This is a genomic window from Xenorhabdus sp. IM139775, from assembly GCF_028598745.1.
Lineage (GTDB): Bacteria > Pseudomonadota > Gammaproteobacteria > Enterobacterales > Enterobacteriaceae > Xenorhabdus.
In genome coordinates this window covers 1-21289 of the sequence record NZ_JAQRFK010000035.1, presented here as the reverse complement: position 1 = coordinate 21289, position 21289 = coordinate 1, and the positions used below count along the sequence as shown (strand labels likewise).

Genomic DNA, 21289 nt, shown 5'->3' with positions numbered 1-21289 from the left:
TAAGAGTAAAATAGCGAATTATCAAGATATCTGGATGAAATTTATTATTTAATAAGTGGTTACATCTTTATTTGTATCTGTTAATATGGAGAATAAGCATATTCCATAGGTGATTATAACGATATGAAATTTATCTCATTCAATATTAATGGGTTAAGGGCACGTCATCATCAACTCGCTGCCATTGTTGAACAACATCAACCTGATGTTATCGGATTGCAAGAAATAAAAGTCCATGATGAAGTGTTTCCTCTCGAAGAAGTCAGCAAACTGGGTTATCACGTCTTTTATCATGGTCAAAAATCGCACTATGGTGTCGCCCTGCTGACCCGTCAACAACCTGTAAATATTCGTAAAGGTTTTCCCACTGATGACGATGATGCACAGCGCCGCATTATTATGGCTGATATCGAGACACCTCTTGGTTTATTGACTGTAATCAATGGCTATTTTCCTCAAGGAGAGAGCCGTGATCACCCCATTAAATTTCCTGCCAAAGAAAAATTTTATCAGGATCTCCTGTCTTATCTGGAAGCCCACCACTCCCCGCAGTCAAATATTCTGATCATGGGAGACATGAACATCAGTCCAACTGATTTTGATATTGGGATTGGGGAAAACAACCAAAAACGTTGGTTAAAGAGCGGAAAGTGTTCTTTCTTGCCCGAAGAAAGAGAATGGATGGAGCGCCTGAAAAATTGGGGCTTCATTGATACATTCCGGGCACAACACCCCGAAATCAATGACCAATTTTCGTGGTTCGACTATCGCTCAAAAGGATTTGATGATAATCGTGGTCTGCGCATTGATTTGCTGCTTGCCAGCCAGCCACTGGCGGAAAGATGTCGCTCTTCAGGGATCGATTATGCTATCCGTGGCATGGAAAAACCGTCTGATCACGCCCCCGTTTGGACAGAATTTAACATATAAGCAGCAGCGAACATGAAACACAGCACCACCCATGATGGTGCTGTGTCAGCATTGCGGGTTATCCCTGATGGGTTTGGGCTTTCTTTGCTCCGCCCTTACCGGATTTTGCCTGCTTTCCCTTCCCTTTCTTTGCATTAACAGGAACAGGAGGCAAATCTCTGAATGCCTTCAAATTACGGTACTGTTTTGCCTGCCAGATCAACTGTTGTAATGTTTCCTGAAGCGGTAACATAAAATCCTGATAACGAAATTGCTTTTCGCTAATTTGCGTCAGCCGGGATTCCCAGTGTGCGGTCATATCTGGCAATACCGCCATCTCTGGCAATACATGGATCAAAGCCCTGCCCGCCGGAGTCGCGTGAATATGACGCCCTTTCTTGTACAGAAAGTCCCGTTTGAATAAGAGTTCAATGATCCCCGCCCGAGTCGCTTCCGTACCCAAGCCATCAGTTGCACGAAGCACCTTTTTCAACGCCTTATCTTGTACAAATCGCGCTATGCCCGTCATTGCAGACAATAATGTGGCATCAGTAAAAGGCCTTGGCGGTTGTGTCTGCCTTTCCACCACTTCCCCTTTCTCACACAACAACTCATCCCCTTTGGCAACAACCGGCAATGGAGTACCTTCATTCTCTTCATCCCGTTCCTTGTTACCAAGCAGCGTTCTCCAACCCGCTTCGGCCAGAAAACGCGCCTTGGCGATAAATTTCCCGCCTGCAATATCCAGTTCAATCGTGCACTTACGGAATACGGCATCCGGGAAAAACTGCATCAGGTACTGTCGGGCAATCAAGCCATAAATATGGCTTTCATTTTCGGTTAAATTGATTTGGCTACTGCGTGCAGTAGGCACAATGGCATGGTGGGCGTCAACCTTCTTATCATCCCAACAGCGGTTCTTGTGCTCCACATCCAAAGCATTTTGTGGAAGTAATTGGGCAGCATGAACGGCTATGGCATTCAAGACCGCATGACGCCCCACAAAATGTTCTTCCGGCAGGTAACGGCAGTCAGAACGTGGATAGGTGATCAATTTATGGGTTTCATAAAGCCGCTGACAAATATCAAGGACATCCTGCGCACTTAATCCAAAACGTTTGGCCGCTTCAATCTGCAAGGACGAAAGGGAAAAAGGCAATGGTGCTGTTTCTGATTCACGTTTGTCCTGATAGGCAGAAACATAGGCGGGCTGACCAGTAATACGTGCCACGACATGTTCAGCCAACGGCCGGTGAATGATCCTTCCTTCTTCATCCTGAAAATCAATGCAGGATTCACTCGGTTGCCATAAAGCCGTAAATCGTTCTTCATTCGGGGTAACAATATGTGCTTTAACTTCAAAAAAGTCTTTCGGCACGAAATGTTCTATCTCTTCATCACGGCGCACGACCAAACCTAAAATGGGTGTTTGGACACGTCCAACCGATAATACCCCCTGATAACCTGCATTTTTACCCAACAAGGTATAAGCCCGGGTCATATTGATGCCATAAAGCCAGTCTGCCCTGGCTCTGGCGAGTGCAGAAACACACAAGGGGATAAATTCCCGGTTGTCCCTCAGCCGGCCAACGGCTTTTGTCACCGCCTGAGGGTTCAGGTCATTAATCAGGCATCGCTGGACATTCTGTTTTTTTTCGGTATCCAGATTTAAAAAATCCAGCACTTCATCCACCAGCAATTGACCTTCGCGGTCAGGGTCACCGGCATGGACGATTTCGTCCGCCCTTACCAACAGGGATTTTATGGTGTTGAGCTGTTTGGCCACGGCTGCCCGTGGCCTTAACTGCCATTTTTCAGGAATGATCGGTAAGTCAGACAATACCCAACGGGCATAACGGCTATCGTAGGCATCGGGTTCAGCCTGTTCCAATAAATGACCAACACACCAAGTCACAAATTGGTTATTACCACATTCGATAAACCCATCCCCACGTCGGTGGGGTTTTGGTAAAACATCCGCAATCGCTCTGGCGAGGCTGGGTTTTTCTGCAATAAAAAGACGCATGGAATTATTCAAAAACTTCAATGAGTGCCCTGCCTGAATAGGGTTCAGTCAGTTCATCAATAGCAACAAAATCAATGTCGTGGTTGCGTGCAACGGCTTTCGCCTTTTCCACGGCATCCGGCAAAATCGCCAGCAATAAACCACCCGAGGTTTGTGGATCACACAAGAGATGACGTTGATACGGGGTCATCTCTCCAATTAAGTGCCCATAACTGTCAAAGTTGCGCCCTGTGCCACCCGGTACGCAACCTTTTTCGATATAAACATCAACATCTGGCAATCTTGGAACTTGTGAAAATTTAACCTTCGCCTGAACGCCCGAACCTTCACAAATTTCACTCAAATGCCCTAACAGGCCAAAGCCTGTTACATCCGTCATCGCGGTCACACCATCAATTTCTGCAAAATCTGCCCCCGCTTTATTCAACCGGCACATAATTTCTTTCGCAAGGCCTTGATGTTCAGGTTGAAGCAAACCTTTCTTTTCAGCCGTCGTCAATACGCCAACGCCTAAAGGTTTAGTCAGAAACAGCAGACTGCCCGCTTTGGCCTGATTATTGCGCTTGACCCGTTCAATATTGATAATCCCGGTCACTGCCAGACCAAATATCGGTTCAGGTGCATCAATAGAATGCCCGCCAGCCAGAGAAATACCCGCTGACTGGCAAACAGCCCGACCTCCCTCAATGACATGCCGGGCGATTTCCGGTGCCAGCGTATTAATTGGCCAGCCTAAAATCGCAATCGCCATGATCGGCTTTCCACCCATCGCGTAGATATCACTGATAGCATTCGTGGCCGCAATACGGCCAAAATCAAAAGGATCATCAACAATAGGCATAAAAAAATCCGTAGTACTAATGATGCCTGTCCCATTACCAATATCATACACAGCAGCATCATCACGGGTTTCATTGCCGACCAGAAGATAAGGATCGAAAAATTTTGCCTGTTCACGGTGCAATTGTTCACTGCGTAAAATAGTTTCCAGCACCTTGGGCGAAATTTTGCAGCCACATCCGGCACCGTGGCTGTATTGAGTCAGACGGATTTCAGTTGACATTAGTCGCTCCAGTTATTCACTGACACGTTAGAAGTAACTGACAAAATTGGTCAAGTCTGGCGTTGCGACTTTTGCAGGTGCCTTGAGTTCTGGCGTTCCCAAATAGAGAAAACCCACAATTTTGTCGTTTTCCCCACACCCCAAGCCTGCCCTGACAGTGGGATCTTCGGTCCATGAACCTGAACGCCATATACCGCCAAAACCTTGGGCAACAGCAGCCATCTGCATGGCGTGAACGGCACATCCCGCCGCAACAACCTGCTCCCATGCCGGAACTTTTACGTGTTCAACAACTTTAGCAATAACGGTAATAATCATGGGTGCCCGGTAAGGGGCATTTTTCGCTTTTTCTTCAACCTCTTCGCCTAATCCACCTTCAATGGCAGCTTTTTCAAGAAGTTTGCTGAAATTATCAATGCCTTCTCCCTGCATCACAACAAATTGCCAAGGACGCAAAGCCCCGTGATCGGGCGCTCTCATCCCGGCGGCTAAGATATGTTGCAACTCATCTCCCTCCGGGGCGGGGGTTGTTAAACGTGAAACTGAACGGCGATTTAACAAAAGTTCCAAAGCATTCATTATTTTCTCCTAAATAAGATAATCTGTCACAGCCCCACATTCTCTGTTTATTCGTTAATGAATGAAAGCACATAAACTGTTTTTTCAATCATTAGCCTAATTTCCTGCTGACATTTCCAAACGAGCTGATTAGGATAACCCCATTTGATACTCTAACCGGAGTCGATATGCGTACTTTATGGAACTTCACGGCAGCATTATTTAAATGGAGTTGGAAACTCCTAAATTTTGTTCGCCAATTTATTTTCAATCTTATTTTTATCCTGTTGATCGTGGTGGTTGTTATTGGCGTCATCGTTTATCAACAACAATCCAAACGTAACGATAACTACGATGGTGCCTTGTATGTCGATTTGTCTGGTGTGGTTATTGATCGCGTCGCTGACCGCAATCCATTTGAACAATTCGGAAAAGATCTTTTTAATCCATTCAGTAGCAATAATAGGGAAATCTCCTTGTTTGACGTTGTTGACAGCATTCGTCGGGCAAAAAGTGATCCAAAAATTAAAGGCATAGTATTAAAGCTGAATGAATTCGTCGGCACAAACCAGACTTCTATGCGATATATTGGCAAGGCGATCAACGAATTTAAAGCCGCCGGTAAACCTGTTTTTGCCATTGGTGATGCCTACAGCCAGTCACAATATTATTTAGCCAGCTATGCCGATAAAATATATCTGTCCCCATTAGGTGTTGTTGATATCCATGGTTTCTCCACCAACCATTTATACTACAAGTCATTGTTGGATACGTTGAAAGTATCTACCCATATTTTCCGCGTCGGAACCTATAAATCAGCCGTTGAACCCATGTTGCGTGACAATATGTCACCAGAAGCGCGTGATGCTGACAGCCTCTGGCTCAACGAACTTTGGAGTAATTACTTAAATACCATTGCAGTTAACCGGCATATCCCCGCTGATCAGGTCTTCCCCGGTGCCACAAACTTTGTCGAAAAGTTCCGCAAAGCCGGCGGAGATGCTTCACTGTATGCGTATCAAAATAAACTGGTGGACGCTATTGAGCCACGCAGTGGCGTTGAAAAGAAAATGCGTGAGAAATTTGGTTGGAATGAAGAACAAAAACATTTCAATTACATTAGCATCTATGACTACATTGACCAAAAACCAGTACAAGATACCGATGATAAAGGCAACATTGCTGTCATTGTTGCTGAAGGGCCGATTTTAGAAGGTAAACAATTACCCGGTATCGTCGGCAGTGATACGCTTGTTGAACAACTGCGTGAAGCACACTATAACCCTGATATCAAAGCGATTGTATTACGCGTAAATAGCCCGGGTGGCAGCATCGGCGCCTCTGAAATTATTCGTAATGAACTGGCCGCTATCCGCAATGACAAAACAGGCAATGCGAAACCTATCGTCGTTTCAATGGGCGGGGTAGCTGCCTCAGGGGGTTACTGGATATCCACCCCGGCTAATTACATTATTGCTGATCCGAATACATTAACCGGCTCCATTGGTATTTTTGGTGTGATTCAAACCTTTGAAAAGAGTCTCAACTACCTTGGCGTGAATACCGACGGTGTTTCAACCACCCCATTAGCCGATATCTCCGCAACCAAAGGGATCAACCAGACAGTCTCCGATGTCATACAGCTATCTATTGAGAATGGTTACAGCAAGTTTATTGGACTGGTTGCCCGTGCCCGCAATAAATCGCTGGAGGAAATCGATCGCGTCGCTCAGGGGCGTGTCTGGAGTGGCATTGATGCTAAAAAACAGGGTTTAGTTGATCAGTTGGGTGATTTTGATGATGCAGTGGCAAAAGCGGCTGAATTAGCCGGGGTCAAAAACGCATCATTGAACTGGATGCAACCTGAGTCTTCATTCTCTGACCAATTCACGCTGGGACTGACTGCATCAGCCCAAGCACTATTGCCAAATACCTTGCAGTCAATGTTGCCGGCACCACTTGCCGACGTTGCGCAAGAGATGAAAAAACAATCCGTGTTTTATAAAAACATGAACGATCCGCAGAATATCTATACATTCTGTCTGAATTGTGTCGATATCCGCTAAAAACCATTGGCTGGGTTTCTAACAGTAAGTTCCCGGTAAATTTAAAGCCTGATTTCACCATCAGGCTTTTTTTATTCCTGATACTCCCTATAATCCGGCTAACTGTTTTTATTGAGGCGTTATCATGCAGAAGAAATCCATCTATGTTGTTTACACCGGCGGCACGATTGGGATGCAGCACTCCCCCAATGGCTACATTCCCGTTTCCGGTCATTTACAACAACAACTCGCAAAAATGCCAGAATTTCACCGCACAGAAATGCCGACATTCACGATCCGTGAACATCAGCCCCTGATTGATTCTTCTGATATGAGTCCTGACGACTGGGGCGTTATCGCAAATGATATCTATCAGAATTACCATGACTATGATGGTTTTGTTATTCTGCACGGTACGGATACCATGGCTTTCACTGCGTCAGCGCTTTCTTTCATATTCGAAAACCTCAATAAACCGATTATTGTGACAGGGTCACAAATTCCGCTGGAAGCACTGCGTTCCGATGGGCAAACTAATCTCCTGAATGCCCTGTATCTCGCAGCAAATTACCCTATCAATGAAGTCAGCCTGTTCTTCAACAATAAGTTATTTCGTGGAAATAGAACGATTAAAGCCCATGCAGATGGCTTTGATGCCTTTTCATCCCCTAACTGTTCACCCTTGATGGAAGCCGGGATCAATATCCGCACCTTCAAAACAAATCCCCTGCCTGTCAGTCACGGCGAGTTTGTTGTGAATCCGATCACATCACAACCCATTGGGGTTGTGACCATTTATCCGGGATTATCCAGTCAGGTGGTAGAAAATATTCTGATGCAACCCGTCAAGGCATTGATTTTACTATCATACGGTGTTGGTAATGCACCTCAACGCGCGGATTTGCTGCAAACGCTAAAGGAAGCCACCGAGCGAGGCATTATTGTGGTTAATCTGACCCAATGTATTTCTGGCCGAGTCAACATGGAAGGCTATGCAACGGGTCATTCTCTGGCTGCATCAGGTGTTATCAGTGGTTATGACATGACTTTCGAGGCAGCCTTAACGAAATTGCACTATTTATTGAGTCAATCTTATACATCTGAAGAGATCCGCTACCTGATGCAACAAAATCTGCGCGGAGAATTGAGTTACGCGGATGAATAATCAGTGATCTGAATTTGGGTTAATTAATCCCGCCAAAAACCTAGCCTCGTCCTACTTTCTCCGACATCCAGCAAGGACGAGGTTTCAAATTCACCCCATTTCAATCTTCCGACTGAGGTTTTAATTTCGCGACCATTTCGGACTGAAAGATCGCCTTTAACTCCTGCTTACTTTTTATGGCGATCTGGCCATTTGTCCCAATCGTCATATGTTCAGGATCGTGATTATTCCTTGCTTGCCAGAGCATTACCGCCTGTAAACTGTACTCTTTCTGCTCCGGCGTAAGGGGTACACCATCCTGCCATTTCCCTAGTTCAACAGCCTGAACTAATCGCTGATAAATTTCAGGCGTCATGGCGGAGAGTAAATCATCCAACTTCATCGAGATTTCCTTAATGGCTTTAATGGCTATATGCGTTATTTCACTGTCTGCACGACATGTTTTTTCAAAACAAGCTGAATCGTTTCTTTTTCCAGCTTATCAACCCCATACTTTCATCAATTCAACGCCTGTCGGCATAACCTTAACCGGCTGTTTCTTCGCCGGTTTCTTTATCAACAAAACACAGTGAGGCTGAATTGACACAAAAACGTTCTCCTGTCGGTTTGGGGCCATCGGGAAAAACGTGCCCCAAATGGGCCTGACATTGACTACAACGCACCTCGATCCGATGGATATTATAAGAATAATCATCAATATAGGTGATGGCGCCATCGCTGATCGGTTGATAAAAACTCGGCCACCCACACCCTGAATCAAATTTCGTATCAGAAACAAATAATGGCTGGCGGCAACACAGGCAATAATAAATACCATTTTTCTTGTTGTGCAGTAGTTTTCCTGAAAATGGCGGCTCAGTACCTGCTTCTTGCGTAACATGGTGCTGCATTTTACTAAGCTGTTCTATAGAAAGGGAAATATTTTGACTTTTAGTCATAATGCCACCTTTTAAGGCCAGTATTTTCAATAAAAAATCATTGGAAACAACAAAAAATTAACAACAAAATATCAAAATGCATTCTAACCTATTCAACATAGCAATTTACTTTACTAATTGTGATAAGTCTCACATATCTAACCGATGGTAACTTTAAATATCTCCTTATACCCCGATAATGTTGTGCGTAGAGCTTGCCCTGACTGTATAACAAGCATCCAGAGGGTGATTGTCAGATTGATCTTTTTCAATTGTTGACACGATTCCGCTTGACGGCTGGCAAGATTTTGGTAACTTTAGACACAACTTTTAATTCACTAAAAAATAGCTGGTGGAATACTATGACTATCAAAGTAGGTATTAACGGTTTTGGTCGTATCGGCCGTATTGTTTTCCGTGCTGCCCAAGAACGTTCAGACATTGAAATCGTTGCGATCAATGATCTGTTGGATGCAGAATACATGGCTTACATGCTGAAATACGATTCAACCCATGGCCGCTTCAACGGCACTGTTGAAGTTAAAGACGGTCATCTGGTTGTTAACGGCAAAACCATCCGCGTGACATCTGAAAGAGATCCAGCCAGCCTGAAATGGGACGAAGTGGGTGTTGATGTTGTTGCAGAAGCAACGGGTATCTTCCTGACCGACGAAACTGCACGTAAGCACATCGCTGCTGGCGCGAAAAAAGTTGTTCTGACTGGCCCATCGAAAGACAATACGCCAATGTTCGTTATGGGTGTCAACCACAATGCCTATGCAGATCAGGATATCGTTTCCAACGCATCCTGCACCACTAACTGCCTGGCGCCATTGGCTAAAGTTATCAATGACAAATTCGGCATCGTCGAAGGTCTGATGACAACCGTTCACGCAACAACCGCTACCCAGAAAACGGTTGACGGCCCTTCAGCAAAAGACTGGCGCGGTGGCCGTGGTGCGGCACAGAACATCATCCCATCTTCCACTGGCGCAGCAAAAGCAGTAGGCAAGGTTATCCCAGAACTGAATGGTAAACTGACCGGCATGTCTTTCCGTGTTCCTACGCCTAACGTCTCTGTGGTTGACCTGACTGTACGTCTGGCTAAACCAGCTACTTATGCAGAAATCTGTGATGCAATCAAAGCAGCAGCAGCAGGCGAGCTGAAAGGCATCCTTGGCTATACTGAAGATGACGTGGTTTCCACTGACTTCAACGGCGAAAAACTGACTTCTGTATTTGATGCAAAAGCGGGTATCGCGCTGAACGATAACTTTGTAAAACTGGTTTCTTGGTATGACAACGAAACCGGTTATTCCAACAAAGTTCTGGATTTGATCGCTCACATCTCCAAATAATCGCGCTTTTATCCACGTTCGAAAGCCATCTGTTTACAGGTGGCTTTTATATTTATCTATCTAGAATATTGATCTATTCTTGTCTCTTGGTTCAACTGCCAATTCAAGGTTATACAAGGTCATGACAGATGCTCGATAAAATTTTCTCATTGCCGGTTGTAGAACAGATCTCCCCTTATATCAGCCAGCGAAACATTGATGGTTTTCCATTAATTGTGGTTTCCCATCCTAAAGCTCGTGGGGTGATCAGTATTCAAGGTGCACACCTGATTACATGGCAGCCCAATAACGAAAAACCCGTATTATGGGTAAGCGATAACACTCTCTTCAATGCCGGCACTGCCATCCGTGGTGGTATTCCCATCTGTTGGCCTTGGTTTGGTTCATCTGCAACGCCCAGTCATGGATTCGCCCGGATATTACCCTGGGAACTCAAAGCGCATAATGAGAATGAAAATGGCGTTATTTTGACGTTCACATTGCAGGATAATGCCTATACCCGTAAGTTATGGCCATATGAATTCACGCTGATTGCCCGCTTTAAATTAGGCGAAACTTGCGAAATAGAGTTAGAACCCCACGGTGAATATCAAGCCACTGGTGCCCTTCACCCTTACTTTAATGTCAGTGACATCAATCAAATTCGGGTGAGCGGGCTTGGCGCTCATTTTATTGATTCCCTCACCGACAGAGAGCAATATATCGATGAAGATTTAGTCTTTCACGGGAGAACTGACCGCATTTATACAGCGCCAAACGATTTTAGCCTGCTCAGGGATCCGCTATGGAAACGCACCATTGAAATACATCACTATCACCATAGCGATGTCGTATGCTGGAACCCCGGCGCTGCACTTTCCAGTAGCATGAAAGATATGAGCAAAAATGGTTATAAGAATATGGCTTGTATCGAAACTGCACGTATCAATAACCCATTGCAGCCTAAGAACGGTAACCCTGACCGACTTTCTATTATTATCCGCTGCCGTAAGTTTTCAGATAATATTTAAAACAGGCGGTTATTATCTCCCCTCAGCGCGGGGGAGATAATACGTTGCCTTCGCCTTTAGGCTGCAACCTGAAATTTATGGGATATAAAAAGGATTAAACCGCAATGACAGGAACACGCTTCGCTAAAGCACACAAAAGCTCATAACCAATGGTTCCGGCCGATGCGGCAACTTCATCTACGGGCAGGTTTTCTCCCCATAACTCGACAATACTGCCTACGTTTGCCTCTGGGCATGGTGTTAAATCAACCGTCATCATATCCATTGATATCGCGCCCAATAATCGGGTGCGAACACCCCCCACGATAACCGGTGTTCCCGTTGGCGCATGCCGCGGATATCCATCCGCATAACCACAGGCCACGGTACCGACACGAATCGGCTTCTGGGTCGCAAAACGGCTGCCATAACCAATTTTTTCTCCTTTGGGAAGCTCATGCACGGCAATCACTTCACTTTGCAATGTCATGACGGATTTCAATCCAACATCGACAATATCACACCACTTTCCACTTGGGGATGCGCCATAAAGAATGATACCCGGCCGCACCCAGTCTGCGTGTGTTTTCGGGTGCCATAACACAGCACCAGAATTCGCCAGGCAATGAGGCAATGCACGCATTTGCAGCTGTTCAACAACCGCAAATTGTCCATCAACACCTACTTCATTATCTGAATTAGCAAAATGGGTCATCAAAGTGACTGAATGAATATTGTTAATCCCTCTCGCCATTGAAACTATCTGTGGATACTCTTCTGAGGTGAATCCCAATCGATTCATACCGCTATTAAGTTTTAAATAGATATCAATGGGATTATCCAATCTGGCTTTTTCTATCTCATCAAGCTGCCAATGACTATGTACTGCGGTTGTCAGACGGTACTTATCGATAATCTGCAAATCCGCAGGCTTGAAAAAACCTTCCAATAGCAAGATTGGCCCTTGCCATCCCTGCTCCCTTAAATAAATAGCTTCATTCATGTCAAGCAGTGCAAATCCATCTGTCTGCATGAGTGATTGCCATATTCTGTCCAATCCATGCCCATACGCATTCGCTTTGACTACCGACCAAATTTTACTGTTACCCACTTTTTGGCGAATAACCGACAAATTATGGCGGAATGCATCGAGATGGATCGTTGCCAAAATAGGACGTGGCATGACGACCCCTTCTTATCGTTTATGAATTTATGCAGTATGTAAATGAGGCTTCATTGGAAACACTTTTATATTGAAGCCGTCAATGTATCTGAATACAGAGAGATCATCTGCCGCAATATCGGGCTTTTTGCCAGAGATTAAATCCGCCAGTAACTTCCCTGAACCACAGGCCATCGTCCAACCCAGTGTTCCATGCCCAGTATTTAAATAAAGATTCGCATACTTGGTTGGCCCCACGATAGGTGTACCATCCGGTGTCATAGGGCGCAAACCTGCCCAAAATGACGCTTCTGTGATATTACCACCATTGTGATAGAGATCCTGAACAACCATTTTTAATGTTTCACAACGATTCTGGGGAACATTCAAATTAAATCCGACGACTTCCGCCATGCCACCAACACGAATACGATTATCAAAACGGGTAATCGCAATCTTGTAAGTTTCATCCAGCACCGTTGAGACAGGCGCTTTGGCTTCGTCCATGATCGGCATCGTCAATGAATACCCTTTCATTGGATAAACCGGAATTTTGACTAAATCTTTCAATATCTCCGTGGAATAAGATCCCATCGCCACCACATAGTGATCCGCTAACATCACGCCATCATCACATTGAATACCCGTGATTTTATTTCCCTCCACCAAAATCTGTCTAACGTGCTTATTGAATATAAACTTCACCCCAATGTCTTCCGCCATTTTAGCCAGGGCCTTGGTAAAAACCTGACAATCACCCGTTTCATCATTAGGTAATTGCAATCCGCCGGTCAGTTTATGAGAAGTATTGGCAAGCGCGGGTTCCACGGTAGCCAACTGCTCGGCAGTCAATAACCGATAAGGAACGCCTTCTTGTTCTAACACCTTAATATCATTAGCCGCATTATCAAATTGCTTGGTGGTTCTGAACAATTGCAGGGTTCCTGCCTGCCGCCCCTCATATTGGATCCCGGTATCGGTTCTTAATTGTTTAATGCAGTCACGGCTATATTCTGCCAGGCGTACCATTCTGCTTTTATTCATCGCGTAATGGCTTGCATCGCAATTGCGCAGCATTTGCCACATCCAGCGCAACTGGAGCAAAGAACCATCAGGACGAACAGCCAAAGGTGCATGGCGTTGAAATATCCACTTGATTGCTTTCAGTGGGATACCTGGCGCCCCCCAAGGGGTTGAGTATCCCGGTGAGATTTGGCCGGCATTAGCGGCACTGGTTTCTTCCGCGGCACTATTCTGGCGATCAATGACGATAACTTCATGGCCTGCCTGAGCAAGATACCATGCGCTGGTTACGCCAATAACACCGCTGCCTAAAATAAGGATCTTCATTCTACCCCCTACTAATCAATGATATATTCAAGAATAATATGCTGAACATAAAAATCCAATACAGAATAATAGACTACGGCACAATTAATTAACTTTTAGGATTTGAGTCACATTTTAATTACAAAATACAAAAAGCGCCTTTCTTCAAAACACGAGGCGAATTCATAAAAACACCTTAAAATCAATGAATTATAACAGGTGAAAATTCCGCTTATCCCCTTGATTTTCTACCTGTTAAAGAGATTTTCACGGCAAAAAAGAAACATTAAATTCACAAGTGCGATATTTATATAATTCCACATAAAAATAAATTTATAGATTTTTATATAATTTCAATCTTGATTAAATAGAATAATAATTTAAAAAATTGAATTACACAGTTGGGAGGGCGGTTAACGACTGATTAGAGAAATGCCCCAGAAACATAGATAATCCTGCATCATATAATTGACATTATATGACCGGATCGTGATATCACTACATAACTGGGGTAAATCAAATGCAACTGATAGCGAGGTAATCAAAAAAAGAAGAATTTAACTAACCAAGACGTGCTTACATTAATTCATTGATCCTGCGGATAATTCATTGATCATAATGCTTTGCATACTATGCCAGATAGTGCCGCTTTCCTTACCATAATTACGCACACAATCAATGATTTTTTCATGGGATTTTTCCTGACACAGTGAGCTTAATTGCTGGTAGAAATTCAATGCCAGATCACGTGCTTCAGGGCTGGAGAAATAATAACGGCCAACCCGGGTATACAACCCTTTCAGCCCATTAATAATCAAACCATAAATCGGATTTCCTGACGCAAAAGCCAAGCCACGGAAAATATCATAATCCACAGCACTGAAAGACTCGGCAGTATCTTCCACATGTTCTTTTTCCGCCAGAACTTCCAGCGATTTCTCGGGATTGTTCCTGAATGCGGTACGGATAAAGATGGCGGCGATATTAGTTCGCACGGCCAATAAGTTATCAATCAACTGGGGAACGCGATCATGATCAAGGCGCGCCAACGTTTCCAGAATATTAAGGCCGGATGTCTCCCAGAAATTATTAACCTTGGTTGGCTTTCCATGCTGAATCGTCAACCAACCATCACGGGCAAGGCGCTGCAACACTTCACGCAAGGTTGTACGGGTGACACCGATCAATTCAGATAATTCACGTTCTGCTGGCAGTATGGAACCGGGCGGAAAACGATTATTCCAAATGCTTTCAATGATATACTCTTCCGCGAAACTCGCTGGACTTTGAGCCTTAATTACCATAATTTTAATTATTCCAAAGCAGTTTTCTTGGCTAATAATAGCGGTGGATCATACCAGAATGTGCTTGCTCGATATAGTTACCTAGTAAATAAACCGTGAAAGAGTGAAAGGGCTCATAAAAAATGCCATCATTTGCGGATTAACTATGCGCTAATGCCCTTAATTTGCGATCGTGTTGGGCGTACTATACCGCTATATTTTTATAGAGTTATTTAAATGTATAGCTGCCTGGATTTGTTCCACGTACCTACAAAGAGGAATGTTAATAATAATGGAAATCAGTATGCAACGTGCTGTAGTGAAAAACTTTCTCGGCAACTCGCCGGATTGGTATAAACTGGCTATCATTGTTTTTCTGATCGTCAATCCGCTGGTCTATTTATTTGTCAGCCCCTTTGCTGCTGGCTGGATGCTGGTTGTTGAGTTTATCTTCACACTTGCAATGGCACTAAAATGCTATCCCCTGCAACCCGGTGGGTTACTCGCCATTGAAGCCATCATCATCGGGATGACTTCACCAAAACAAGTCGGCCATGAGATTGCCAACAACCTGGAAGTTATTTTATTGCTAATTTTCATGGTTGCGGGCATTTATTTCATGAAACAATTACTGCTGTTTGTTTTCACGAAACTGCTGTTAAGTATCCGCTCCAAGAAAATGCTGGCACTGGCATTTTGTCTGGCGAGTGCTTTTTTGTCCGCTTTCCTTGATGCCCTGACCGTCATTGCTGTCGTCATCAGTGTCTCAGTCGGGTTTTACGCCATCTATCACCAATTTGTTTCCCACAATGGTAACGTTGATGGACTGAGTGATGATAAGTGCATTGACAGTGAGGATAAAAGACAGACGCTGGAACAATTCCGGGCATTTTTACGCAGCCTGATGATGCATGCGGGGGTTGGCACCGCGCTGGGCGGCGTAATGACGATGGTCGGTGAACCCCAAAATCTGATTATTGCTAAACACGTCGGTTGGGATTTTGCTACATTCTTTATCCGTATGTCTCCCGTCACCCTTCCGGTGTTTATTTGTGGCTTGCTGGTTTGTTTGCTGGTCGAGCATTTTAAACTGTTTGGTTACGGCGCTGAATTGCCTGAGCGTGTCCGCTCTGTCCTGAAAGATTATGACCAAAAATCCAGTGAAAAACGCACCCGCCAAGAAAAAGCCCAACTTGTCGTTCAGGCCTTGATCGGCATTTGGCTGATTGTGGCACTGGCTTTTCATTTTGCCGAAGTGGGTCTGATTGGCCTGTCAGTCATTATCTTAGCGACCACCTTCTGTGGTATTACCGAAGAGCATGCACTGGGTAAAGCATTCGAGGAAGCCTTACCGTTTACAGCACTGTTAACGGTGTTTTTCTCTATTGTTGCCGTGATTATTGACCAACAACTGTTTACGCCTTTTATTCAATTTGTCTTGCAGTCTTCACCTGCTTCCCAACTTTCCTTATTTTACTTGTTCAACGGGTTACTCTCTGCGGTTTCTGATAACGTCTTCGTCGGTACGGTTTATATTAACGAAGCACTGTCCGCCCTGAAAAACGGCTTAATTTCACAACAACAGTATGAATATCTGGCCGTTGCCATCAATACAGGAACTAATTTGCCATCCGTGGCAACGCCTAACGGGCAGGCTGCTTTCCTGTTCTTGCTGACTTCCGCCTTATCTCCGCTGATCCGTCTCTCTTATGGCCGCATGGTAATGATGGCGTTGCCTTATACCATTGTGATGACTCTGGTGGGTTTGTTGTGTGTTGAATTTTGGTTGGTGCCCGTGACGGAATATCTGATCAAACTCGGTTTGCTCACGCCACTATAATGGTTCACTGAATTTATCATTATCTCCTGCCGGATAGTGTAGTTTTGCTTACTATCCGGCTTTTTTCATCATCGCTTTCCTGAAAAATAGCTCAATTGCTTTTAATTTTATTTTTTTATGACGGATGACACGGCACAATAAGCCAATTATTTATCTTGAAAAAATGGGAAGAAAAGAAAATGTTTCAATTTTTAAAACAGAGTTCCCAAGGGCGAGGCGCATGGTTATTGATGGCGTTGACCGCTCTTATCCTGGAAGCGACAGCTCTCTATTTTCAACATGTGATGCAATTACAACCCTGCGTAATGTGCATTTACGAGCGTGTTGCATTATTGGGTATTTTAGTCGCTGCGCTGCTTGGGGCAATTGCGCCTAAAACACCGTTGCGCTGGTTGGCAATTCTGCTGTGGATTTACAGTGCATGGCAAGGATTGCAACTGGCATGGGATCACACCATGATGCAGTTGTATCCTTCTCCTTTTAATACTTGTGAGTTTTTTGTTCAATTCCCATCATGGTTACCCCTGAATGACTGGCTGCCTTCGGTGTTTCAGGCACTTGGGGATTGTTCGATAAAACAGTGGGAATTTTTAACGCTGGATATGCCGCAATGGCTGATTGGTATTTTTGCCGCTTATCTGTTAGTGGGCATATTGGTACTAGTGAGTCAGTTTTTTCGGGTTCAAAGGAGATTTTAAGAATAAAAAACTCACCTTTTATAGGACATTGATATTTTCCCAGAGGAGCCTGCTAAAGGCTCCTTTAATACCTTCCCATATTCAGTCTAATTCTTCTTTCATCACAATAATAAAATATGCTCTTTTTTATGCTGCCTGATATCAAATACCGGCAGGTAATGATGAGTATTACTGTGATGTAAATAACATAATTTGATAAATGAAGATAGAAGATGTGAATGAAATGCGACCTGTATTACAGATAATAAATCAGGAAAGATGAACGGAAGAATTTCACTAATTTATAGGCTGAAAAAATGGTAGAATTTTTTCGCCCTAAAAAACGATTATAAAACAGCTGGATAAAATTAGAGTGTTCCCCGTGAGTACGGGGATAAACCGAAAATCTGCGCGATGGTACGGCGTTAATTCGTGTGTTCCCCGTGAGTACGGGGATAAACCGTACAGTTATGTATCAGTTTGATAGTACAAGAGGTGTTCCCCGTGAGTACGGGGATAAACCGCCACTACTCTACCGTATCCGTACCTACGGGGCGTGTTCCCCGTGAGTACGGGGATAAACCGCGCGGCTGCTGGAAAGATAAGCCGCTTCATGAGTGTTCCCCGTGAGTACGGGGATAAACCGGGCGAATGCTCGCATGGCTGGCGGGGGAGCACGTGTTCCCCGTGAGTACGGGGATAAACCGTAATAATAGTTTAACTATTAGTTCGTATTTCAGTGTTCCCCGTGAGTACGGGGATAAACCGTATCAGGTGCTGGAATGGGGCGGTCCTGATGTGTGTTCCCCGTGAGTACGGGGATAAACCGGCATTGCTCATGTCTGGGTACAATCACGGGCTGTGTTCCCCGTGAGTACGGGGATAAACCGCGCGGCCGGTTATTTAGCAACTGTTATGATGCGTGTTCCCCGTGAGTACGGGGATAAACCGGGAGAGTAAGTATGCCTAATTACCCATACCCAGTGTTCCCCGTGAGTACGGGGATAAACCGTGAGCCAAATCACCAATAGGTTGACTGACTTCGTGTTCCCCGTGAGTACGGGGATAAACCGGCAGTCAGGGCATACATGACCATTTTGAATCAGTGTTCCCCGTGAGTACGGGGATAAACCGACGCTGTTCGTTCCCGATTACATATTTCTCCGGTGTTCCCCGTGAGTACGGGGATAAACCGTACATTTGGGCAGTAAAACTATCTTCGGGCATGTGTTCCCCGTGAGTACGGGGATAAACCGGCATCGAGGGTCACGGTAACCCCAGTCTGTTCGTGTTCCCCGTGAGTACGGGGATAAACCGCATACCGGAAGGGATGATGATTTTAGTAGATCGTGTTCCCCGTGAGTACGGGGATAAACCGTGGATGGCAGCTACAATGTTAGGAATAGTGGCGTGTTCCCCGTGAGTACGGGGATAAACCGCGGTACCTACGAGGATGGTTCCGTGGTCGATTGTGTTCCCCGTGAGTACGGGGATAAACCGCGCATCCAAAATGGCGGTAGCTTTGTCAACACGTGTTCCCCGTGAGTACGGGGATAAACCGCGGTTCGCGGCTCAACGGGGCTATTCCCTGCCAGTGTTCCCCGTGAGTACGGGGATAAACCGAACTTTGGAAATTTTCTCCATTGCGTTATCAGGTGTTCCCCGTGAGTACGGGGATAAACCGACCAGCTCGCCTGCTGAATCATTGCTGGCAGGGTGTTCCCCGTGAGTACGGGGATAAACCGAACTGGCCAATGTTGGGACCGTGGTCCCAACAGTGTTCCCCGTGAGTACGGGGATAAACCGAACGTGGTATCCCTCTGCCTGAATGGGCTGATGTGTTCCCCGTGAGTACGGGGATAAACCGTACAACAATTATTGTAACATTAATTACGATCAGTGTTCCCCGTGAGTACGGGGATAAACCGGCACCGGCAAAGGCAGCCCGCAGCAACCCAAGGTGTTCCCCGTGAGTACGGGGATAAACCGCCGACCGCTTTATTAACGTATTGGCAGCTGGCGTGTTCCCCGTGAGTACGGGGATAAACCGCGGTTCTGTCGGTTTGAGTCTGCCGAATATGGGTGTTCCCCGTGAGTACGGGGATAAACCGGAATGCCCGTATATATGGGTAAATTACTAAATGTGTTCCCCGTGAGTACGGGGATAAACCGGTGATCAGTGCAGTAGCCTGAGCGGTCAGTGGGTGTTCCCCGTGAGTACGGGGATAAACCGTAAAAAAATCCCTGCTCATCTTTTTCTATCAAGTGTTCCCCGTGAGTACGGGGATAAACCGTAATGACCAGAGGCATACGCAATAACAACCCCGTGTTCCCCGTGAGTACGGGGATAAACCGAAATAGCACGAATTCGAGGAATAGAATAATGAGTGTTCCCCGTGAGTACGGGGATAAACCGGTGTCAGTACAGAGCCTAGATGACCATTATTAGTGTTCCCCGTGAGTACGGGGATAAACCGGCTATATACACGGGTTTATCGTCAACGGTAGCGTGTTCCCCGTGAGTACGGGGATAAACCGGTTGTGTCGCCATCTTCATTGATATGAATTATGTGTTCCCCGTGAGTACGGGGATAAACCGAACAGTGAGAACAAAGCGCAGAACTTCAAATTGTGTTCCCCGTGAGTACGGGGATAAACCGGAAGATATGGAAACCCACGCCGGGTACGATAAGTGTTCCCCGTGAGTACGGGGATAAACCGCGTTCGCTGAATTCGTCTACAGAAATCGCTTCGTGTTCCCCGTGAGTACGGGGATAAACCGAACTATTAGCGCAACTCGATGAAAAAGACAGCGTGTTCCCCGTGAGTACGGGGATAAACCGGCTGTTATTAACAGCTTTAAAAACATCGCAAAGTGTTCCCCGTGAGTACGGGGATAAACCGCCATTACTGTCACGGTAGCAATTTTGCCCCAAGTGTTCCCCGTGAGTACGGGGATAAACCGCAGTTGGATGAAAACGCGCAACGGTTAGGCCGGTGTTCCCCGTGAGTACGGGGATAAACCGTTGACGTCTTCTATATTGACAGCAAGACACATGTGTTCCCCGTGAGTACGGGGATAAACCGAAATTGTCCGAAATAAACCCCAAAAAAACAAAGTGTTCCCCGTGAGTACGGGGATAAACCGGTCGCATTATCCTGCAAACGTATCTGGGAAAGGTGTTCCCCGTGAGTACGGGGATAAACCGGCACCGCAGCCCATGCGCTGGCCGAAACTGTGCGTGTTCCCCGTGAGTACGGGGATAAACCGCGTTACTTCATCATGGGGCAGTTTCCCTATTTGTGTTCCCCGTGAGTACGGGGATAAACCGCCACACACCAGCGCTCAAGAACCGCCAAATCGGTGTTCCCCGTGAGTACGGGGATAAACCGGGGGCAGAGACGCTTGTATAGACGCCATTCAAGTGTTCCCCGTGAGTACGGGGATAAACCGTGGTCAGCACAACCAGTATCAGCAATGAATTCGTGTTCCCCGTGAGTACGGGGATAAACCGCGGAAAACCTGAGTCTGGCAAAATGGGATTTAGTGTTCCCCGTGAGTACGGGGATAAACCGAACTCTATCTGAAAAATCATCCTTTGCTTTATGTGTTCCCCGTGAGTACGGGGATAAACCGCACATAAAAAAATATTAACCAATAATTCATATGTGTTCCCCGTGAGTACGGGGATAAACCGTAATTTGTAACCGTACTTTTGCAGCTCAGCCTGTGTTCCCCGTGAGTACGGGGATAAACCGGCATCAGTTAACTCATTTGTTAATGCATCTGCGTGTTCCCCGTGAGTACGGGGATAAACCGGAAATTCAAACATGGATGTGTGTTTTTTTAAGGTGTTCCCCGTGAGTACGGGGATAAACCGAACTCCGTCACGGTCGAGAGCCTGTTGATACCGTGTTCCCCGTGAGTACGGGGATAAACCGAGAATAGAGTCACTTTGTAAATCAAC

The 21289-nt window shown here is 45.5% G+C and carries 15 protein-coding genes and 1 CRISPR repeat array; of the genes, 7 read left to right on the top strand and 8 right to left on the bottom strand.

The features are described from left to right. The first annotated feature begins 123 nt into the window (after positions 1-123). The gene (xthA, locus tag PSI17_RS09380) at positions 124-930 is read left to right on the top strand and encodes an exodeoxyribonuclease III (protein WP_273551742.1); all 807 of its coding nucleotides are present in this window, start codon (positions 124-126) and stop codon (positions 928-930) included. 58 nt (positions 931-988) lie between these two features. Here xthA and PSI17_RS09375 read toward each other — a convergent pair whose 3' ends face one another. The 3 genes from PSI17_RS09375 to PSI17_RS09365 are packed head-to-tail and all read right to left on the bottom strand — an operon-like array spanning position 989 to position 4577. Continuing rightward, positions 989-2935 carry a DNA topoisomerase III gene (locus PSI17_RS09375; RefSeq protein ID WP_273551741.1) on the bottom strand — a complete coding sequence of 649 codons (1947 nt, stop codon included), beginning with the start codon at positions 2933-2935 and terminating at the stop codon, positions 989-991. A 4-nt stretch (positions 2936-2939) separates the two neighbouring features. Next, entirely contained in the window at positions 2940-3998 is a 1059-nt protein-coding gene (selD, locus tag PSI17_RS09370) for a selenide, water dikinase SelD (RefSeq protein WP_273551740.1), read from the bottom strand. Positions 3999-4025: 27 nt separating this feature from the next. Continuing rightward, a complete protein-coding gene (locus PSI17_RS09365; protein WP_273551739.1) occupies positions 4026-4577 on the bottom strand; it encodes an NAD(P)H nitroreductase in 552 nt (183 codons plus the stop codon). Between the two features lie 167 nt (positions 4578-4744). Between PSI17_RS09365 and sppA the strand changes: the two genes are divergently transcribed. Both sppA and ansA read left to right on the top strand, forming a co-directional pair. Beyond that, positions 4745-6622, top strand: a complete 1878-nt coding sequence (sppA, locus tag PSI17_RS09360; RefSeq protein ID WP_273551738.1) for a signal peptide peptidase SppA — start codon at positions 4745-4747, stop codon at positions 6620-6622. A 124-nt stretch (positions 6623-6746) separates the two neighbouring features. After that, positions 6747-7766 (top strand): asparaginase, encoded by a 1020-nt coding sequence (gene ansA / locus PSI17_RS09355; RefSeq protein ID WP_273551737.1) that lies wholly within the window; start codon positions 6747-6749, stop codon positions 7764-7766. 100 nt (positions 7767-7866) lie between these two features. Here ansA and PSI17_RS09350 read toward each other — a convergent pair whose 3' ends face one another. Continuing rightward, a complete protein-coding gene (locus tag PSI17_RS09350; protein WP_273551736.1) occupies positions 7867-8148 on the bottom strand; it encodes a YeaC family protein in 282 nt (93 codons plus the stop codon). Between the two features lie 142 nt (positions 8149-8290). Then, positions 8291-8704, bottom strand: coding sequence for a peptide-methionine (R)-S-oxide reductase MsrB (gene msrB / locus PSI17_RS09345; RefSeq protein WP_273551735.1), 414 nt, complete (start codon positions 8702-8704; stop codon positions 8291-8293). Positions 8705-9045: 341 nt separating this feature from the next. Here msrB and gapA point away from each other — a divergent pair, with 341 nt between their 5' ends. Both gapA and PSI17_RS09335 read left to right on the top strand, forming a co-directional pair. After that, on the top strand, positions 9046-10041 hold the full coding sequence (gene gapA, locus PSI17_RS09340) for a glyceraldehyde-3-phosphate dehydrogenase (protein ID WP_273551734.1): 996 nt from the start codon (positions 9046-9048) through the stop codon (positions 10039-10041). A gap of 128 nt (positions 10042-10169) precedes the next feature. Next, complete coding sequence (locus PSI17_RS09335) at positions 10170-11051, top strand: D-hexose-6-phosphate mutarotase (protein ID WP_273551733.1); 882 nt, start codon at positions 10170-10172, stop codon at positions 11049-11051. Positions 11052-11145: 94 nt separating this feature from the next. Here the strand turns inward: PSI17_RS09335 and alr are convergent, their stop codons facing one another. The 3 genes from alr to fadR form a co-directional block, all read right to left on the bottom strand. Beyond that, entirely contained in the window at positions 11146-12213 is a 1068-nt protein-coding gene (alr, locus tag PSI17_RS09330; protein ID WP_273551732.1) for an alanine racemase, read from the bottom strand. A 27-nt stretch (positions 12214-12240) separates the two neighbouring features. Next, positions 12241-13542, bottom strand: a complete 1302-nt coding sequence (locus PSI17_RS09325; protein WP_273551731.1) for a D-amino acid dehydrogenase — start codon at positions 13540-13542, stop codon at positions 12241-12243. 560 nt (positions 13543-14102) lie between these two features. After that, positions 14103-14825, bottom strand: a complete 723-nt coding sequence (gene fadR / locus PSI17_RS09320) for a fatty acid metabolism transcriptional regulator FadR (RefSeq protein WP_273551730.1) — start codon at positions 14823-14825, stop codon at positions 14103-14105. A gap of 271 nt (positions 14826-15096) precedes the next feature. Between fadR and nhaB the strand changes: the two genes are divergently transcribed. Both nhaB and dsbB read left to right on the top strand, forming a co-directional pair. Next, a complete protein-coding gene (gene nhaB, locus PSI17_RS09315; protein ID WP_273551729.1) occupies positions 15097-16644 on the top strand; it encodes a sodium/proton antiporter NhaB in 1548 nt (515 codons plus the stop codon). Positions 16645-16823: 179 nt separating this feature from the next. Continuing rightward, positions 16824-17342 (top strand): disulfide bond formation protein DsbB, encoded by a 519-nt coding sequence (dsbB, locus tag PSI17_RS09310; protein WP_273551728.1) that lies wholly within the window; start codon positions 16824-16826, stop codon positions 17340-17342. 352 nt (positions 17343-17694) lie between these two features. Further along, positions 17695-21263: a CRISPR direct-repeat array (repeat unit 29 nt; unit sequence GTGTTCCCCGTGAGTACGGGGATAAACCG). Positions 21264-21289 lie beyond the last annotated feature (26 nt).